The organism is Sorangium sp. So ce327 (assembly GCF_051530205.1).
GTDB classification, from domain to species: domain Bacteria; phylum Myxococcota_A; class Polyangia; order Polyangiales; family Polyangiaceae; genus Sorangium; species Sorangium cellulosum_B.
Window position 1 is genome coordinate 4,225,385 of record NZ_CP150330.1, and the last position, 15,966, is coordinate 4,241,350.

The 15,966-nt window shown below is 75.8% G+C and carries 7 protein-coding genes; 4 read left to right on the forward strand and 3 right to left on the reverse strand.

The features are described from left to right. Positions 1–6 precede the first annotated feature (6 nt). Positions 7–1,770, reverse strand: a complete 1,764-nt coding sequence (locus tag WME95_RS15930; RefSeq protein ID WP_437909204.1) for an OmpA family protein — start codon at positions 1,768–1,770, stop codon at positions 7–9. A 175-nt stretch (positions 1,771–1,945) separates the two neighbouring features. On the opposite strand from WME95_RS15930, the gene WME95_RS15935 reads away from it, so the two are divergent. From WME95_RS15935 to lon, 4 genes are all read left to right on the forward strand, one after another. Then, positions 1,946–2,971: a PEGA domain-containing protein gene (locus WME95_RS15935; protein WP_437909205.1), complete on the forward strand. Its 1,026-nt coding sequence runs from the start codon at positions 1,946–1,948 to the stop codon at positions 2,969–2,971. Between the two features lie 5 nt (positions 2,972–2,976). Next, entirely contained in the window at positions 2,977–4,956 is a 1,980-nt protein-coding gene (locus WME95_RS15940; RefSeq protein WP_437909206.1) for a hypothetical protein, read from the forward strand. 76 nt (positions 4,957–5,032) lie between these two features. After that, positions 5,033–5,884, forward strand: a complete 852-nt coding sequence (locus tag WME95_RS15945; RefSeq protein ID WP_437909207.1) for a hypothetical protein — start codon at positions 5,033–5,035, stop codon at positions 5,882–5,884. Positions 5,885–5,936: 52 nt separating this feature from the next. Next, entirely contained in the window at positions 5,937–8,351 is a 2,415-nt protein-coding gene (gene lon / locus WME95_RS15950; RefSeq protein ID WP_437909208.1) for an endopeptidase La, read from the forward strand. Between the two features lie 70 nt (positions 8,352–8,421). On the opposite strand, the gene WME95_RS15955 is transcribed toward lon, so the two are convergent. Further along, positions 8,422–12,441: a UvrD-helicase domain-containing protein gene (locus WME95_RS15955; protein WP_437909209.1), complete on the reverse strand. Its 4,020-nt coding sequence runs from the start codon at positions 12,439–12,441 to the stop codon at positions 8,422–8,424. Continuing rightward, the gene (locus tag WME95_RS15960; RefSeq protein ID WP_437909210.1) at positions 12,438–15,581 is read right to left on the reverse strand and encodes a PD-(D/E)XK nuclease family protein; all 3,144 of its coding nucleotides are present in this window, start codon (positions 15,579–15,581) and stop codon (positions 12,438–12,440) included. Before WME95_RS15960 ends, WME95_RS15955 begins: the two co-directional genes overlap by 4 nt. Between the last annotated feature and the right edge of the window lie 385 nt (positions 15,582–15,966).

A 15,966-nucleotide genomic window follows, 5' to 3' on the forward strand; every position in this document is an offset into this window, starting at 1 on the left:
CGCCGGCTATCTCTTCTCCAGGACGAGGAGCTGCACGCGCCGGTTCTTCTCCCGCCCGGCCGCGCTCCTGTCGTCCGAGATCGGCTGGCTCGCCCCGTATCCCTTCGCGACCAGCCGCTCGGCCGCGATGCCGTTCCCGACGAGCCACCGCCGCACGGCCTCCGCGCGAGCGGTCGAGAGCGTCTCGTTGAACCTGGCGTTGCCGGCGCCGTCCGTGTGCGCGGAGACCTCGATCTTCACCCACTCCGGGTGCTGCTCGATGACGTCGCGCACCTCGGCGAGCACCGCCTCGCTCTTCGGATCGATCGGCGCCGGGTCATTCTTCAGCACGCGGAACACGACGGGCTCCAGCAGCACGATCTGCTCGCCCTGCACCCGCACCCGCGTCGGGCAGCCGCTCGAGCGCGCGTCGCCGCTCGCCGGGCCCTTCTCGCGCGGGCACGCGTCGGCGTCGTCGGGCAGGCCGTCGCCGTCCTGGTCCGTGGGCTGGCGAGGAGCAGGGGGGCAGCCAGGCCGCGTCGCGCCGCCCGCTGCGTCGCCCTTCTCCGTCGGGCACGCGTCGAGCGCGTCGGGCAATCCGTCGCCGTCCTGGTCCGCGGGGCAGCCGCGCCGCGACGGGTCGCCGCCCCCGGAGCCCGCGGCCGCATGGGGGCAGAGGTCGTCTTGATCGGCGACGCCGTCCTCGTCCTCGTCCTCGACGGGACAGCCGTTCCTCTTCGCGTCGGCGCTGGCCGGGCCGTGAGCGTACGGGCACGCGTCCCGCGCGCCGGGGATGCCGTCCATGTCCGGATCCGCGTTCGCGTCCGCGCCCGCCGCCGCGCCGGCGGGCGGCGGCGCCGGGGGAGCCCACGCCACCGTCCCCATCGCGCGGAACGACGGCGTGCCGATCGCGTCGCCGATGCCCGGCCCGGCGGCCGCCCCGACGACGAGGCCAGCGAGGGGGCGGAACGGGCGGAACCGCGCGCCGAGCAGGAGCTCGGCGCTCGTCGTCCTCTCCACCTCGACCCGCTCGCGCGCGGTGAGCGACAGGGAGCCGCCCTGGAGCATCGTCTCGGCGACCACCTCCGGGCCGAGCTGCAGCCGCTCGTCCCAGAGGAGCACGCCCGCGCCGCCGCCATAAGCGAGCGTCGAGGGGCTCTCGGAGCTCCGCATCACCGCGCCGGCCGCGACGCTCCACACGACGCGCGCGACGCGCCCGCCGAGCAGGAGCTGCGGCGTGACGCGGACCGCGCCCTCGCCGACGTACGCGTCCGAGCTGCCCGTGGGCAGGTGCAGCGACGCGCTCGTGCCGATCTGGAAGGGGTCGCCCTCGTCGCCGAGCAGCCGGACGCGCACCCCGAGGCGCAGATCGCCGAGCGCCGGGGAAGAGGGCGCCTCGGGCGCGCCTGCGCCGGCCGCCGCGGCGGCGCCGTCGCCGCTCTGGGCGAGCGCGAGCGGCAGCGACGCCGAGACGAGCAGCCGATCCCACAGCGAGAGGGAGCCGCCGACGTGGAGGAGCGACTGGCTGCCGACGATCGCCCGCTCGGGCGAGGCGCCGCCTCCGAGCGTGAGCGGATCCTCCGCGTGGTCGAACAGCGCGAGCCCGCGCGGGACCAGGTGCCCTCCGATGAACGGCGACGGCACACCGAAGAGCGGATCACCCGCGGGTGTCGGCTCGAACCGGCTGAGCGCGACGGCGCCAGGCCCCTCCGCGCGCGCGGAGGACGGGCCGAGGGCGATGCCGATCAGCGCGCCCGCGAGCGCCGCGCCCACCGTGATGAAGCCTCTCATGGGCGCCGGATGGTATCCCCGCCACCGCGAGCGGAGCAAAGGCGATTTGTCCGAGACGTTTCCAACAGTTGCTCGTGCGGCGCGTGCATCGGATAGCATCGCGGTGATCCGAGGTGGAGCGTCGGAGAGTCGGAGCACGGCCATCGCGGTGTGCCTCCGCCAGCAAGGAGCATCGATGCGAGGGAAGCAGCTGGGCCATTGGGGGCGCGCCATCGCGGCCGCGCTCGGCGTGGGGCTCGCGGCAGGGGTCGCCGCGGCCCAGCCGGCGCGCTCCGCGCCCGCAGGGACGCCGCCCGCCGCGACGCCGCCCGCCGCGCCGCCGCCGGCGGAGACGCCGCTCGCGGAGTCGCTGACCGGGATGGCCAGGGCCGAGCACGGGGCGGGCGCGGCGCTGTTCGACGACGGCGACTACGCGGGCGCGCTCGCGCGGTACGAGCGCGCCTACGAGCTGTCGCGCGATCACCGGCTGCTCTGGAAGGTCGCGCTCTGCCAGAAGAACCTGCGGCGCTACGCGAAGATGATCGCGACGCTGCGCCGGATGGAGGCCGAGGCGGGCGCCGCGCTGTCGGCCCGCGACAAGCAGGACATCGCCGACCTGATCAAGGCGGCCGGGGCGTTCGTGTCCTTCCTCGAGATCACGTCGAGCGAGCCGGGGGCCGCGGTGTTCGTGGACGACGAGCCGGTCGGGACGACGCCGCTCGCGGCGCCGGTGCCGATCGACATCGGCGAGCGCCGCATCCGCGTGTCGAAGCCGGGCTTCGTCGATTTCGTCCGGCAGGAGAAGGTCGTGGGCGGCGACAGCGTCGCGCTCGTGGCGCGGCTCGACCGGGCGGTGCACCGGGGGCGGCTCGCCATCGCCGCGGGGCAGGACGATCTCATCGCGATCGACGGCAAGGTGGTGGGCAAGGGCCGCTGGGAGGGCTCGGTGCAGAGCGGGACCCACGCGCTGCGGGTGACGGCGCCGGGGATGACGCCGCACGAGGCGCAGATCCTGGTCCGCGACGACGAGCGCCGCCGGATCGACGTGTCGCTGGAGCGCGCCGCGCAGCGGGGCGGCGCGAGCAAGTGGCTCTGGATCGGCGGCGGCGCGGCCATCTTCGCGGGCGCGCTCGTCGCGGGCTCGCTGCTCTTCGAGCCGGGGACGCCGGCGGAGCAGGGCAGCCTGGGCACGGTCCCGCTCGGCTTCGGAGGGAGACGTTGATGCGGATGAAACGGACGGCGCGTACGAAGCGGACGAAGCGGACGGGACCGATGTCGGCGGTGGTGTTGCTCTCGCTCGCGGCGGTGGCCGGGGTCTCGGCCTGCGGCGGGGAGAAGGGGCAGCTCATGGTCGTCTTCCAGACGGACATGTCGCTGCCGAAGGACATCGATACGGTCCGGATCGAGGCGACGCTCGACGGGTCCGTCGTCTACGACGAGACGTTCGAGCGGCTCGGGACCGAGGGGTCGATCCTGCTGCCGGCGACGCTGGGCTTCCTCACGCCCGACGACCCGTCGCAGGCGCTCCGGGTGCGCGTCATCGCGAGCCGCGGCGGCAAGGACGGGGTGCGCCTGCTCCGCGAGGTGCTGACGACCGTGCCCGAGGGGCGCACGGCGACGCTGCACATGCCCATCCAGTTCCTGTGCGACGGCTCGGCCGAGGTCGAGCGCGACGCGCAGGGCAACGCGCTGCGCGACGCGGAGGGCAACGTGCTCGTCAAGAACAGCTGCCCCGAGGGCCAGAGCTGCGTCGCGGGCTCGTGCGTGCCGCGCGAGGTCGACTCGCGCGAGCTGCCCGATTACGAGGCCGTGGCCGTGTTCGGCGGCGGGGCAGGCGACGGCGACGGGATCTGCTTCGACACTCTCCAGTGCTTCGCCGGCGCCGCGTCGGCGCCGGTCGATCTCGAGGCGTTCGCCGCGGACGGCACCGTCTGCCGGGCCGCCGCGCCGAGCGGCGACGTGAACGTCGCGCTGCTCACCCAGGGCGGCGGCATCTGCGGCGAGAGCGCGTGTTTCGTGCCGCTCGACGCGGAGAGCGACGCGGGCTTCCGCGTGGAGGAGGGCAACGTGCTCCGGCTGCCGGTCGAGGTGTGCCGGCGGGCGCAGAGCGGCAAGCTCGCGGGGCTCGCGATCGCGGCGGCGGGCGAGGGGCAGTGCCGCAGGAAGGGCACGGATCTGCCGACGTGCGGCCCTTGGTCGGCGCTGCTGGGCGGCGAGTCCACGAGGCCTGACGCGTCGGCGCCGGTCCCCATCGCTGTGGCGCAGGTCCACCCTGTGTCGCTGCGGGTGGCGGGGGGCAGCGTGACGTGGATCGCGGGCGCGACGTTCGACGGGGAGGGGATGGCCCAGGAGGACGGGGAGCTGAAGACGGCGCCCGTCGGCGGCGGCGATCCGCGGATCCTCGGCGGGACGCAGGCCTCGCCGCGGGATCTCGCGATCGACGAGGCGCGGCAGGTGGCCTTCTGGACGAACGCGGAGGACGGCACGCTGAGCGTGGTCCCGCTCGCGGGCGGCGCGCCGCGCGTGCTGCTCGCCGATCTGGAGCAGCCCGAGGGGCTCGCGCTCTCGGGCGACGCGCTCGCGTGGACCGAGCTCTGGGGAGGCGGCGTGTTCCGGGCGCAGCTGAGCGGCAGCGGCGCGGAGGTCGCGCTCGGCGCGCCGGAGGACCTCACGCCGCCGGGCACGGCGTTCTCGTCGCCCTACCGCGTGGCCAGCGCGGGGGACACCGTGTGCTGGACGTACCAGGGCACGCTGGGCAGGACCGACGGCGCGGTGGCGTGCCGCGTGGGAGAGGCGACGGTGACGATCGCCGCGGAGCAGCTCACCCCGCGGGAGATCGCGCTCGACGTGGACGGGGAGGGGAACGCGGCGGCGGTCTACTGGGCGAGCTTCGAGGGCGGCAGCGTCTTCCGGTCGGATCTGAGCGGGGCGGAGGTCGGCGCGCCCGAGGAGATCGCCTCGGATCAGGGCCAGCTGAACGGCCTCGCGGTGGACGAGGGGCACGTGTACTGGACGCGGCGCGACGCGGGGACGGTCGTGCGCATGCCGAAGGGCGGCGGGGAGCAGGAGGTCCTGGCCTCGGGGCAGGCGCGGCCGGGCGACATCGCTGTGGACGAGGCGACCGTCTACTGGATCAACGAGGGATCGCCGGACGGCAGCGACGGCGCGCCGGTGAGGGACGGGGCGGTGCTGAAGCGCCCGAAGTGACGGGGACGGCGGCGAGCGCAGGGGGCGGCGCCGCGCCGTCTGCGCGCTCGCCGCCGCGTGTGCTATGGCGCGATCCGTGAAACGCACGGCGCTTCTCCTGCTCGCCCTCGCGCTCCCGGCGTGCGGATCGAGCTACGCACAGCAGGGCCCGAGCGACACGCTCCGGGCCTACGCGCAGGCGCTCCAGGAGGGGCGCGTCGACGCGGCCTACCGGCTGCTCTCGGACGAGGCCAAGCGGTCGATGTCGCTCGAGGCCTTCCGGCGCGCGGTGCGGGACAACCCGGACGACGCGCTCGAGATCGCCCGCGCCATCGCGCGGCCCGCGGCCGATCCGGTGGTGACCGCGACGGTCACCATGCCGAACGGCGAGGAGCTCCTGCTCGTCTTCGAGGGTGGCCGCTGGCGGCTCGACGCGGCGGCGGTCGATCTCTACGGTCAGGCGACGCCCCGGCAGGCCCTGGTGGGGTTCCTGCGGGCCTTCGAGCGCAGGCGCTACGACGTGATCATGCGCTACGTTCCCGACGCCGAGAAGGAGGGCCTCGTCGAGCCCGCGGGCGCCGCGCCCGACGAGGCGGGCGCGCCCGGCGAGGCGGGCTCCGCGCGCGCCGGCGGCGAGGGCCCGGCGCAGCCCGCCGGACCTGGAGCCGCGCTGCCCGGCGCGGGAGCTGACGCGGCGCAGAAGCCGGGCGGTCGACCCGGGACGGTCAAGGCCGCGGCCGACGCGGGGCAGCTCACGCCCGAGAAGCTGAAGAGCGCCTGGGAGGGGCCGCAGAAGGAGCAGATCAACCGGGTCGTCCAGGCGATCAAGGCGGCGCTGCCGACCGCGACCATCGAGGAGACCGGGGACAGCGCGTCCATGGCCTATGGCGCCGGCGGCACGGTCGCTTTCACGCGCGAGCACGGGGTCTGGAAGATCAAGGACTTCTAGCGGCGCGCCCGCGTCATGGCTTCGAGAAGAGCGCTGTACTAGGGTTGTCTGCATGCCGACCGGCGATCCTTCTTCGCGAACGCCCCCCTCGCCCGACGCGGATAGCGTCCCGATCCTCCCGCTGCGCAACTCGGTGCTGTTCCCGATGTCGGTCGTGCCGATCAACGTCGGCCGGCCGCGGAGCGTGCGCCTGGTCGAGGATCTCCTCGGCCGCGAGCGTGCGCTGGTGGGCGTGATCAGCCAGAGGTCGCCCGACGTGGACGAGCCGACGTTCAAGGAGCTCTACTCCGTCGGGACCGTCGCGCGCGTGGTGAAGGTCATCCGGCTCGGCCCGAACAACTACTCGGTCGTGCTGAACGGGCTCGGCCGCTTCCGGGTGAAGTCGGCGTTCTCGCTGGAGCCGTACATGCGCGCGCGGATCGAGCGCATCCCGGAGTCGCTCGTGCGCGACGTGGAGCTCGAGGCGCTCGGCGCGGGGCTGCGCGAGGCGACGCGCGAGGTGCTCGGCCTGATGCCGAACCTGCCGCGCGACACGGCGGGCATCCTCGACAACGTGCGCGAGCCGGGTGCGCTCGCCGATCTGATCGCCTCGAACTTCCCGCAGGCGCAGGCCTCGGTCGGCGACAAGCAGGAGATCCTCGAGGCGTTCGACGTGAAGGCGCGCGTCCGCCTCGTGCTCGCGATGGTCGGCCGCCAGCTCGAGGTGCTGCGGGTCAAGAAGGAGATCTCCTCCATGGTGCAGGAGGAGATGGGCAAGTCGCAGCGCGAGTACATCCTCCGGCAGCAGATGAAGTCGATCAAGGAGGAGCTCGGCGAGGGCGGCGACGACGACGAGATCGAGGAGCTCCGCGAGCGCATCCGGCGCGCCAAGGTGCCGGCGGAGGTCGACAAGGTGGTCCGCAAGCAGCTCAGCCGGCTGCGCTCGATGGCGCAGCAGTCGGCCGAGTTCAACGTGACCAAGACGTACCTCGAGTGGATCGCGGATCTGCCGTGGTCCAAGACGACGGTGGACAAGCTGAGCGTCGAGAGCGTGCGGCGCTGCCTCGACGAGGATCACCTCGGGCTGGAGAAGGTGAAGAAGCGGATCGTCGAGTACTCGGCGATCCGGCAGCTTCGCACGGACAAGAAGGGGCCGATCCTGCTCTTCATCGGGCCGCCCGGCGTCGGCAAGACGTCGCTCGGCAAGTCGATCGCGCGCAGCATGGGGCGCCGCTACGAGCGGATCGCGCTCGGCGGCGTGCGCGACGAGGCCGAGATCCGCGGGCACCGGCGCACCTACGTGGGCGCGCTGCCCGGGCGCATCCTGCAGGCGCTGAAGAAGGCGGGGACCAGGAACCCGGTGCTCGTGCTCGACGAGGTCGACAAGATGGGCGTCGATCTGCGGGGCGATCCGGCGGCGGCGCTCCTCGAGGTGCTCGATCCGGAGCAGAACTCGACGTTCCAGGACCACTACCTCGACCTGCCGTTCGATCTGTCGCAGGTGATGTTCCTCGCGACCGCGAACAACTGGGACGGGATCCCGGGGCCGCTCGTCGACCGCATGGAGGTCATCGAGGTGCCCGGCTACACGCGGACGGACAAGCTGGGGATCGCGCGGGAGTTCCTGGTGCCGAAGCAGCTGTCGGCGCACGGGCTCACGGACGAGCGCCTGGAGTTCACGGAGCCGGGCATCGAGGCGGTCGTCGACCACTACACGCGCGAGGCGGGCGTGCGCGGCCTGGAGCGGCAGATCGCCGCGGTGTGCCGCGCGACGGCGGTGAAGGTCGCCGAGGGCAACGACGTGCGCGAGGTGGCGACGCCCGAGCACGTGGAGCAGGTGCTCGGCCCGCACAAGCACCGCCCCGAGATCGCCGAGCGGACGCTCCAGCCCGGGGTCGCGACCGGCCTCGCGTGGACGCCGGCGGGCGGCGAGATCCTCTTCATCGAGGCGACGAAGATGCCGGGCAAGGGCAACGTGGTGCTCACCGGCAACATGCGGAACGTGATGCAGGAGTCGGCGAGCACGGCGGTGAGCTTCGTGCGCAGCAAGGCCGATCGGCTGCACCTCGATCCGGAGTGGCTCAAGGAGATCGATCTGCACGTGCACATCCCGCAGCACGGCACGCCGAAGGACGGGCCGAGCGCGGGCGTGACGATGTTCGCCGCGGTGGCGTCGCTGCTGCTCGGGGCGCCGGTGCGCAGCGACGTCGCGATGACGGGGGAGATCTCGCTGCGCGGGCGGGTAATGCCGGTCGGCGGCGTCAAGGAGAAGCTACTCGCGGCTCACCGCGCCGGGATCCGGCACGTGCTCATCCCGACGAAGAACCGGCGCGACCTCGAGGACGTGCCGCAGGACGTCAAGGATCAGATCAAGATCACGATGGTGTCGTCGATGGAGGAGATCCTGCCGCTCGTGCTGGAGCCGCCGCGGCGCGCTCCGGCGCAGAGCGCGTCGCAGGAGGAGGTCGAGGAGCAGGCGGGGGTGTAGAGGGAGGGCGCTCCACGAGCGCCTTCCCGCCTTCGTTCGATGTCGAGCGCGCTCCGGGGCTGCGGCGACGCTAGCCGTGGCAGGCCCTCACGAAGCCGCAGCGCAGCTTGCGGCACGCCTCGACCGGGACGCCGTCGAAGCGATCCTCGGCCCTCGCCTCGGCGAAGCGATCGGCGAGCCGGGCGAGCTCGCGCTCGAACCGCGCGTGCTCGTCGTCGGTGAGGGTCCCCATGGGGCCCGAGGCCGCGAGCCACACGGGCTCGACCTCGGCGCCGACGAAGAGCACGCCCGCGCGGACGGGGCGGTCGGGGTGGCGCCTCCTGAGCGCGAGCGCATACGCGCGCAGGCGGAGCTCGTACGGCGAGAGATCCGCCCGGGGGCGCGCGCGCTTGTACTCGACGACGTCGATGAGGCCGCCCGGGCGCAGGACGGCGAGATCGACGGCGAGCGAGAGCGCGAGCCTCGCGCCGCGCCGCCGTCCGGAGCGCTGGGGCTCGACGTCGAGCACGAGCGCTTCCTCCCGGAGGAGCGACGCCTCCTCGGCGCGCACCTGCCGCGCGTAGGGGCCGTCCAGGAAGCGCGCGACGCGCTCCGCGGTGCGCAGCACGTCCGGGCCGTGCGGCGGGAACCCCTCGAAGGTGAGGCGGGCGACGACCTCCTCGGCCTCGGTCGGCTCACCCCAGCGCGCGCGCGGCCAGCGCTGGAGCACCCGGTGCACGGCGCGGCCAGGGGGGCGAGGATCCGCGCCGTCCTCCAGCTCGACGCGCTCCTCGCCCGGGAGCTCGGGCGGGCCCTCGACGTCGAACAGGCCGAGCTGGCCCTCGCCGGCAGGCTCGCCGATCCCGAGGAGGTGGCGCAGCCGGAAGCGGCGCGGGCACGCCTGGAACGCCGCGAGGGACGCGGCCGCGACCAGCACGGTCTGCGCGCGGGCAGGCCCCGTCGCCGGCGGCGCCCGGGGGGCCGGCGCGGCGCGCGCGTACGCGTCGGTGCCAGGCGCGGGCGCCTTCGCCCCGGCGAGCAGCGCGCAGGCGTCGAGCGTCGCGCGGATGGCGCCGGCGAGCGGCGTGGAGGCCTCGACGAGGTCCGCCGCGGCGATGCGGGGCTCGCCGTCGGCCTCCGCTGTGGCGCGGGGCTCGGCGTCGACCGCCGCCTTCAGCGTGAGCCACGCCGAGCCGCTCCGCGGCTTCGCCTCGGCGCCGACGAGCACGAGCTCGCGGCGGGCGCGCGTGATCGCGACGTACGTGAGCCGCTGCCGCTCGGCGCGCTCCCGCGCCCGCACCTCGGCGCGCGCCGCCAGGAGCGCGGGCGTGCTGACGGGCAACAACGGCCCGCGCGCCGACGCCTCGGCGTCGTGGAGCGAGCCGGTCCGCGACCGCCCGTCGATGACCCGCGCGAAGTGGCGCACGAGCAGGGCGGCAGGCCGGTCCCCCGCGGCGGGGACGTAGCTCAGGCCAGGCTGCGCCGCGCGGGGCTCCGCGTTGAGATCCAGGAGCACGACGGCCGGGAAATCGAGCCCCTTGCTGGCGTGGATCGTCGTGAGCCGCACGGCGTCGTCCTCGGGCGAGAAGACGGCGGCCTCGGGCTCGTCCGCCTCGTCGCGGATGCGGCGGTCGAGCCAGCGGACGAAGCTCGCGAGCGAGCCGCCCCGGCGGCGGGCGATGGAGACCAGGCGATCGACGTTGCCGAGGCGGGCCTGGGCGCGAGGGAGCGCCGCGATGACGCGGTCGAGATCGAAGGCGGTGACCGCGGCGCGGATCGCCTCGCCCGGCGTCGAGCGGAGGGCCGCGCGGCGCAGGCCGGCATAGCGGGCGCGGAACGCCTCGAGGCGCTCGCGATCCCCCGCGGGGAGGCGCGCGAGGACGGGGAGCGGGCGCCCGTCGTCGAGCTCGGCGTCGTCGGGCGCGGGCGACCAGACCCCCTGCGCCAGCGCGGCGGCGGGCCAGCGGCCGAGCAACGGGACCGCGAGGCCGCGGCCTGGAGGCGCGAGGAGCGCGAGCGACGTGTCGGAGAGCGCCACCACCGGGCCGCGGAGGACGGTCGCCAGGGCCAGGCGATCGCGCGGATCGAGCAGGAGGCGGAGGATCGCGGCCAGATCGCGGACCTCGGCCGCGTCGAAGAGCGCGCGGCCGGCCACCACGTACGGGATCTCGAGGCGCGCGAGCGCCAGCTCGACGAGCGGGATCGTGCTCCTCCGGCGGGTGAGCACGGCGACGTCGCGGAAGCGCAGGTCGCCGGTCGCGGCGCCGTCGCCGCCCGCGCCGCGGACGCGCCGCGCGATGTACGCGGCCGCGATCAGCGCCTCGCGCAGCTGTCCGCGCGCGTCCCGGACGAGGGCGTCGACCCCGTCGGGAGCGCCGCCGCCGTCGCTGACGAGCACGACGTCCGTCGGGCCCTCCGCGGCCCTGCCCGGCGCCGCGACGAGGTGCTCGGCCGCGCTGTAGGCGATCTCGAACTCGCGCGGCGAAGCCCGGGGCGCGCCCGCGTCGCCGTCGCCCGCGCCGCGATCCTGCGCGAAATCGCGCGCGGAGAAGGCGTTGATGAACGCGAGCAGCTCGGGCGTCGACCGGCGGCTCTCGCGGAGCGCCACGAAATCGGCGCTCGGGTCCGGCGACCAGAGCGCGGGCGCGAGCTCGAGCGCGCGGCCCGCGGCGGCGCCGGCGAGCTCCGCGCAGACGCGGCAGAAGATGGAGACGTCGGCCCCGCGGAACCCGTAGATGGATTGCTTGCGATCGCCGACGAGGAACAGGCCATGACCGGACAGGCTGGCCGCCGTCGGGGCCGCGCCGGCCGGGCGCGAGAGGGCGGCGTCGTCCCGCTCGCGCAGGAGGTACACGAGATCGCGCTGCACCGCGCTCGTGTCCTGGAACTCGTCGACGAGCAGCACGTCGACCGAGCCGCGGACCGCCGCGCCGATCGCCGGATCGTCCCGCAGGCCGTCGCGGGCGGCGCGCAGGAGGTCCCCGAACCCGAGGCCGCCCTCGGTGCGGCGGATCGCCGAGAGCCGCTCGCGGATCTCCTCCAGCAGCTCGACGATCCGCGCCTCGCGGCGCGACAGGGCCGGGGCCTCGCGGAGGAAGCCGAGCAGCTGCTGCGCCTTGTCGCGGTGGGTCTCGCCCGGCAGCGCCTCGCGGAAGGCGATGAGCGCCTCGTCGGCCGGCGTGGACTTGCTCTTGTGCGGCTTGCGCTGCGTCAGGAGCTCGATGAGCGGGGCGCTCGCCGCGCTCGCCGGGAAGGGCGCGCCGCCGTCCTCGCGGCCGAGCGCCGCCACGAGCGCCGCCGCCGGCGCGCGGAAGGCGGCGCTGCCGAGCGCGGCGCTCCCGACGGCGAGGCGGCGGAGCTCCCGCGCGAGCGCGCCGGCCTCGGCGGCGTGATCGGACACGGCGAGCCGGCGCGGCGCGAGGCCGTCCTCGTCGAGCCGGTCGAGCAGCCGCGTGACCTCGCTCCGCGCGGCCTCGACGCCGCCCGTCGCGGCGATGAGCGCGCGCGCGGCCTCGGCGCGCTCGCCCCCGTCGGCGAGCGCTCGGCTCAGCGCCTCGTCGACGGCGAGGTCGCTGAGCGCCTGCGCCTCCTCCTCGTCGAGGATCCGGGCCGAGGGCGAGAGCCCCATCGCGATCGCGTGCCGGTCCACGATCTGCTTGGCGACGCCGTGGAGCGTGTCGATGCGCGCGGCGGGGAGGCGGGCGAGCGCCTCCTCCGCCCGCTTGCGCAGCTCGGCGGCGGGCAGCGACGCGCCGGCGAGGCCGGCGACGGCCGCCTGCCGCGCCCGGAGGATGTCGGCGAAGGGGATGTCCGCCTCGCCGTTCCAGCGGGCGATCTCGCGGAGCGATCGCTCCACGCGGTGGGCGATCTCCCGCGCCGCGGCGCGCGAGAACGTCGTCGCGACGATGCGGTCCGGCGGCACGGGCGGCGCGGCGGACGCGGCGTCGGGCAGGCCGAGGGAGGTGAGGCCGAGCGTGAGCAGCACGTAGAGCGCCGTGAGGCGGTGGGTCTTGCCGGTGCCGGCGCTCGCGGCGACCACGACGTTGCGGCGGAAGGCGTAGATGAGCGCGTCGCCCTCGGCGAGCGCCGCGCCGCGCGGCGCGGCGCTCACGCGACCTCCTCCGCGGCCTCGTCGCTCGGCACGACCGCGGGGCGGCGGCACACGTCGCGCGCGTCGCACCGCGCGCACATCGTCGAGAGCGCCGGCCGCGGCGCGGCCTTGCCCTCCCAGAGCGCGACGATCGCGGCCCGCGCCGTGCGCGCGGCCTCGGCCCAGCCCTCGGCGAGCGCGCGCTGCTCGTCCGCCGTGCGAGGCCACAGCTCGATGAGCCCGCGCTGGCGCACGCCGATGTAGACGGCCCGCACCTCCTCCGCGCCGAGCGCGCGCGCCGCGATGGCGCTGTACAGCGGCAGCTGGAGCGCCCTCCGCCGCTCCTTGGCGTCGGGGAGCTTGCCGGTCTTGTAGTCGACGACCCGCACGACGCGCTGGTCGGTCGATCGATCGAGCCTGTCGATCTGGCCGTCGACCCACAGGCTCGGGCCGTCCTCCTCGTCGGACAGCGGGGGGAGCTCGAGCGGCTGCCACGGGGGCGGCTCTCCGGCGCCGAAGCGCCGCTCGGCCAGGAAGAAGCGGAGCTCCGGCGACGCTTCCTCCCCGTCTCCGTCGAGCGTGCGGGCCACGACCTCCATCACGTCCGCGATCGCCTTCTCGACGGCCTCGCGGCGGAGCGGGGCCATGGGCGCCGAGGCGCCGAGCGCCGCCTCGGCCGCGGCGCGCGCCGCCGCGAGCTGCTCGGCCGGATCGCGCTCCGGGCCGAGCTCGCGCAGCGCCTCGAACGAGGCCTGCAGGGCGCGGTGGATCAGCGTGCCGCGCTCGCGCGCGTCGGCCGACTCGGCGAGATCCTCGGCGCGGCGCACGTGCAGGACGCGGCGGGCGAACGCGGCGAAGGCGCAGCCCACGGCGCGCTCGATGTGGGTGACGGCGATCGGCCTGCCGGGGTGCGCCCCGCCGATCGCGGCCCTGAGCTGCGCGGCGAGCGCGGGGTCGCGGTCGACGAGGACGCGGCCCGTGTGGAGGTCGATCGGCGCGCGCGGATCGAGGAAGAAGTCCGCGCGGGCGCGCTCGATCCGGATCCGCTCCGCGAGGTCCGCCGCCGGCCGCCCTCCGCCCGCGAGGGCGATGAGCTCCGCGTCGCGCGGGCCGAGGGGCGCCGCGTCCGGGGCGACGCGCGAGGCGGGCTCCGTCCGCTGGTGCGCGCCGGTCGCCGCGGCCGCGGTGAAGAGCGGGTGCGGCTCGTTCGGCTCGCTGTCGTCTACGCCGCGCGTGTAGCAGAGGGCGACGCGGCGGGCGCCGGCGAGCGCCCAGCCGAGCTCCGCGCGCTGGGCCGCCTGGCGCTCGCGCCCCGACGCGGGGCGGCTCGGCGCCGGCAGCCTCCCGCGGAGCGCCTCGCCGAGCAGCGTCTCGTCCGCGCCCGGGCTGCCGCCGTAGGCGCGCGCGTCGAGCCCGGTCACCACCACCACGTCGTGCTCGAGCGCCGTGAACCCCGCGGCGACGTCGATGCGCACCGCGCCGGCGCGGCCGGCGTCGCCGCGCGGCCCGGCGCCCTGCTCGGCCGCGGCCCGCTCGAGCTCCGCGTAGATCTCGGCCGCGGTGGCGGGGCGCTCCTCGCAGCCGAGGTCGTACGCGGCCCGCGCGAGCGCCTCGGCCTGCTCGCGGATCGCGCGCGCGGCCCGCGCGCCTTGACCCATCGCGCCCACCGCCTCGAGCGCGAGCGCGCCGCCGCTCCGCCGCTCGCCGCGCAGCGCGGCGCGGAGCTCCTCGATCCCGGGCTCGCCGAAGCCCAGCTTGTCGAGGAGCGACAGGAAGCGCCGCACGATCTCGGGCCGCGTCGTCGCCTCGCCGATCCAGCGGGCGCTGGCGAGCAGCCGCTCCAGCGCGTGCGGCATCCACGCCTCGTCGTCGCCGTCCTCGTCGCCGTGCGCGCCGCCCAGCACCGAAAGGCCCAGGGCGAGCTCCGCGTCGCTCAGCTCCTCCTGCGCGGTCGCCGGCGGCGTCCGCGCCGTCCCTGCGCGGCGGTCCGCGCGGCGGGCCGCCACGACCGAGATGAGGCCGTCGATGAGCAGCCGGCCCGTGCGATCCACCTCGACCGGCACGTCGCGCAGCCGGTGGGCGAGGTCGGTCGAGCGCCGCTCCGCCTCGGAGGCAGACGTGCGGTCCATCCAGGCGCCGGCGTGGACCCCCGGGGCGCGGAGGATCTCGATCGCCTGCTCGCGACGCACCGGCCCGACGGCGAGGCGCAGGATGGCGAGCGCGACGCGCCCGTCGGGGCAGCTCGCGGCGGCGCGGCCGCGCGGCTCCGACGAGCGGACGCCCGCGTCGGCGAGGGCGGCGCGGAGGGGCTCGAGCGCGGCGTCGTCGAGCGCCGGCACGACGACGGCGATCCGCTCGGGCGGGATCCCGCGGCCGAGCGCGGCGGCCACCTCGGCGGCGGCGGCGCGCGCCTCGCCCTCCGGGGTCCTCGCCGCGACGGCGGCGAGAGGCTCTGCTCCGCCGTCGGGCACCCACGCGATCTCGGGCGCGTCCCCGAGCGAGGCCCAGCGCCGCTCCAGGGCGTCGGCGACCGGCGCCGCGCCGTCGTCCGGCAGCGCGGGCAGCTCGACGGTGACGCCCGCGCCGCCGCGGGCGCGGACCGCGGCGTGGAGCGCCTCGACCCAGGCGAGATCGTCGGGCTCCCAGGCCACGGCGCCGCGGATCGTGACCTTGTGCGGGAGCGGGAGCGCGGCGGATGCGCCGACCGAGCGGAGCGCCCGCGCGAGCAGGAACCCCGCGCAGCGCGGGTCGACGAGGCGCGCTGCCCGCAGGGCGGCGTCCGCCCGATCGAGGACCTCGGCGATGGCGATCGCGTACGGGGTCCCGAGCGCCCGCAGCTCCGCCGGGGAGGTCCCGGCGCGCCGGAAGCTCCCGAGGGCGCGGTCGAGGGCGTGCGCGAGCGCGACGCGCGCGGCAGGCTCGGCCGGCTGCCGCAGCCGATCCGGCGGCAGGGCGTCGAGGGCGAGCCGGGTGGCGAGGCGGGTTGTGTGAGGGCTCGCTATGGCGGTGTCCGGCGCCAGCAGGGCAAGCGCCTCGGAAACGAAGCTCCACCGTGAGCGGATTTCCTGGTCCGCGGTGCGCGCGTCGCGCAGATCGAGAGAGGCGAGCTCGCGTTCAACGTGCCGCTCGGTCGGGACAATGAGCAGCGATGTTCTGCTCACCACCGCGAGACGGCCGAGCGCCGCTCCCGGGAAGCGCAGGCGCCCGCCACGGCAGGGGGCTGAGAGGGCGCCGGCGCATCTGAATGCACGTCCAGCAAGGGGTACCTCACGGCAGACCCTTTACTTCATGCATCCGTCCCCTCGCAACCTCCGCCGGGGGCTCGCCTTGTTGAAAAAGTCTCGCGGAATGTGGGAATTCTTGTGGGGAAATCGGAATGCGTGTTGAAAAACCTGTTGGGAACCCTGGACGGTCCAGGCCGTAGCCTCCGTAGATCTGCGGAATTGCACCCAGCAAGCGCGCGCCGGAGCACGCCCGGGGCGCTCCGGGGTTTTCAACAGGCTCAGCGGTGAACGGAGGCGACCGGAGGCGACCGGGCGTCACGAC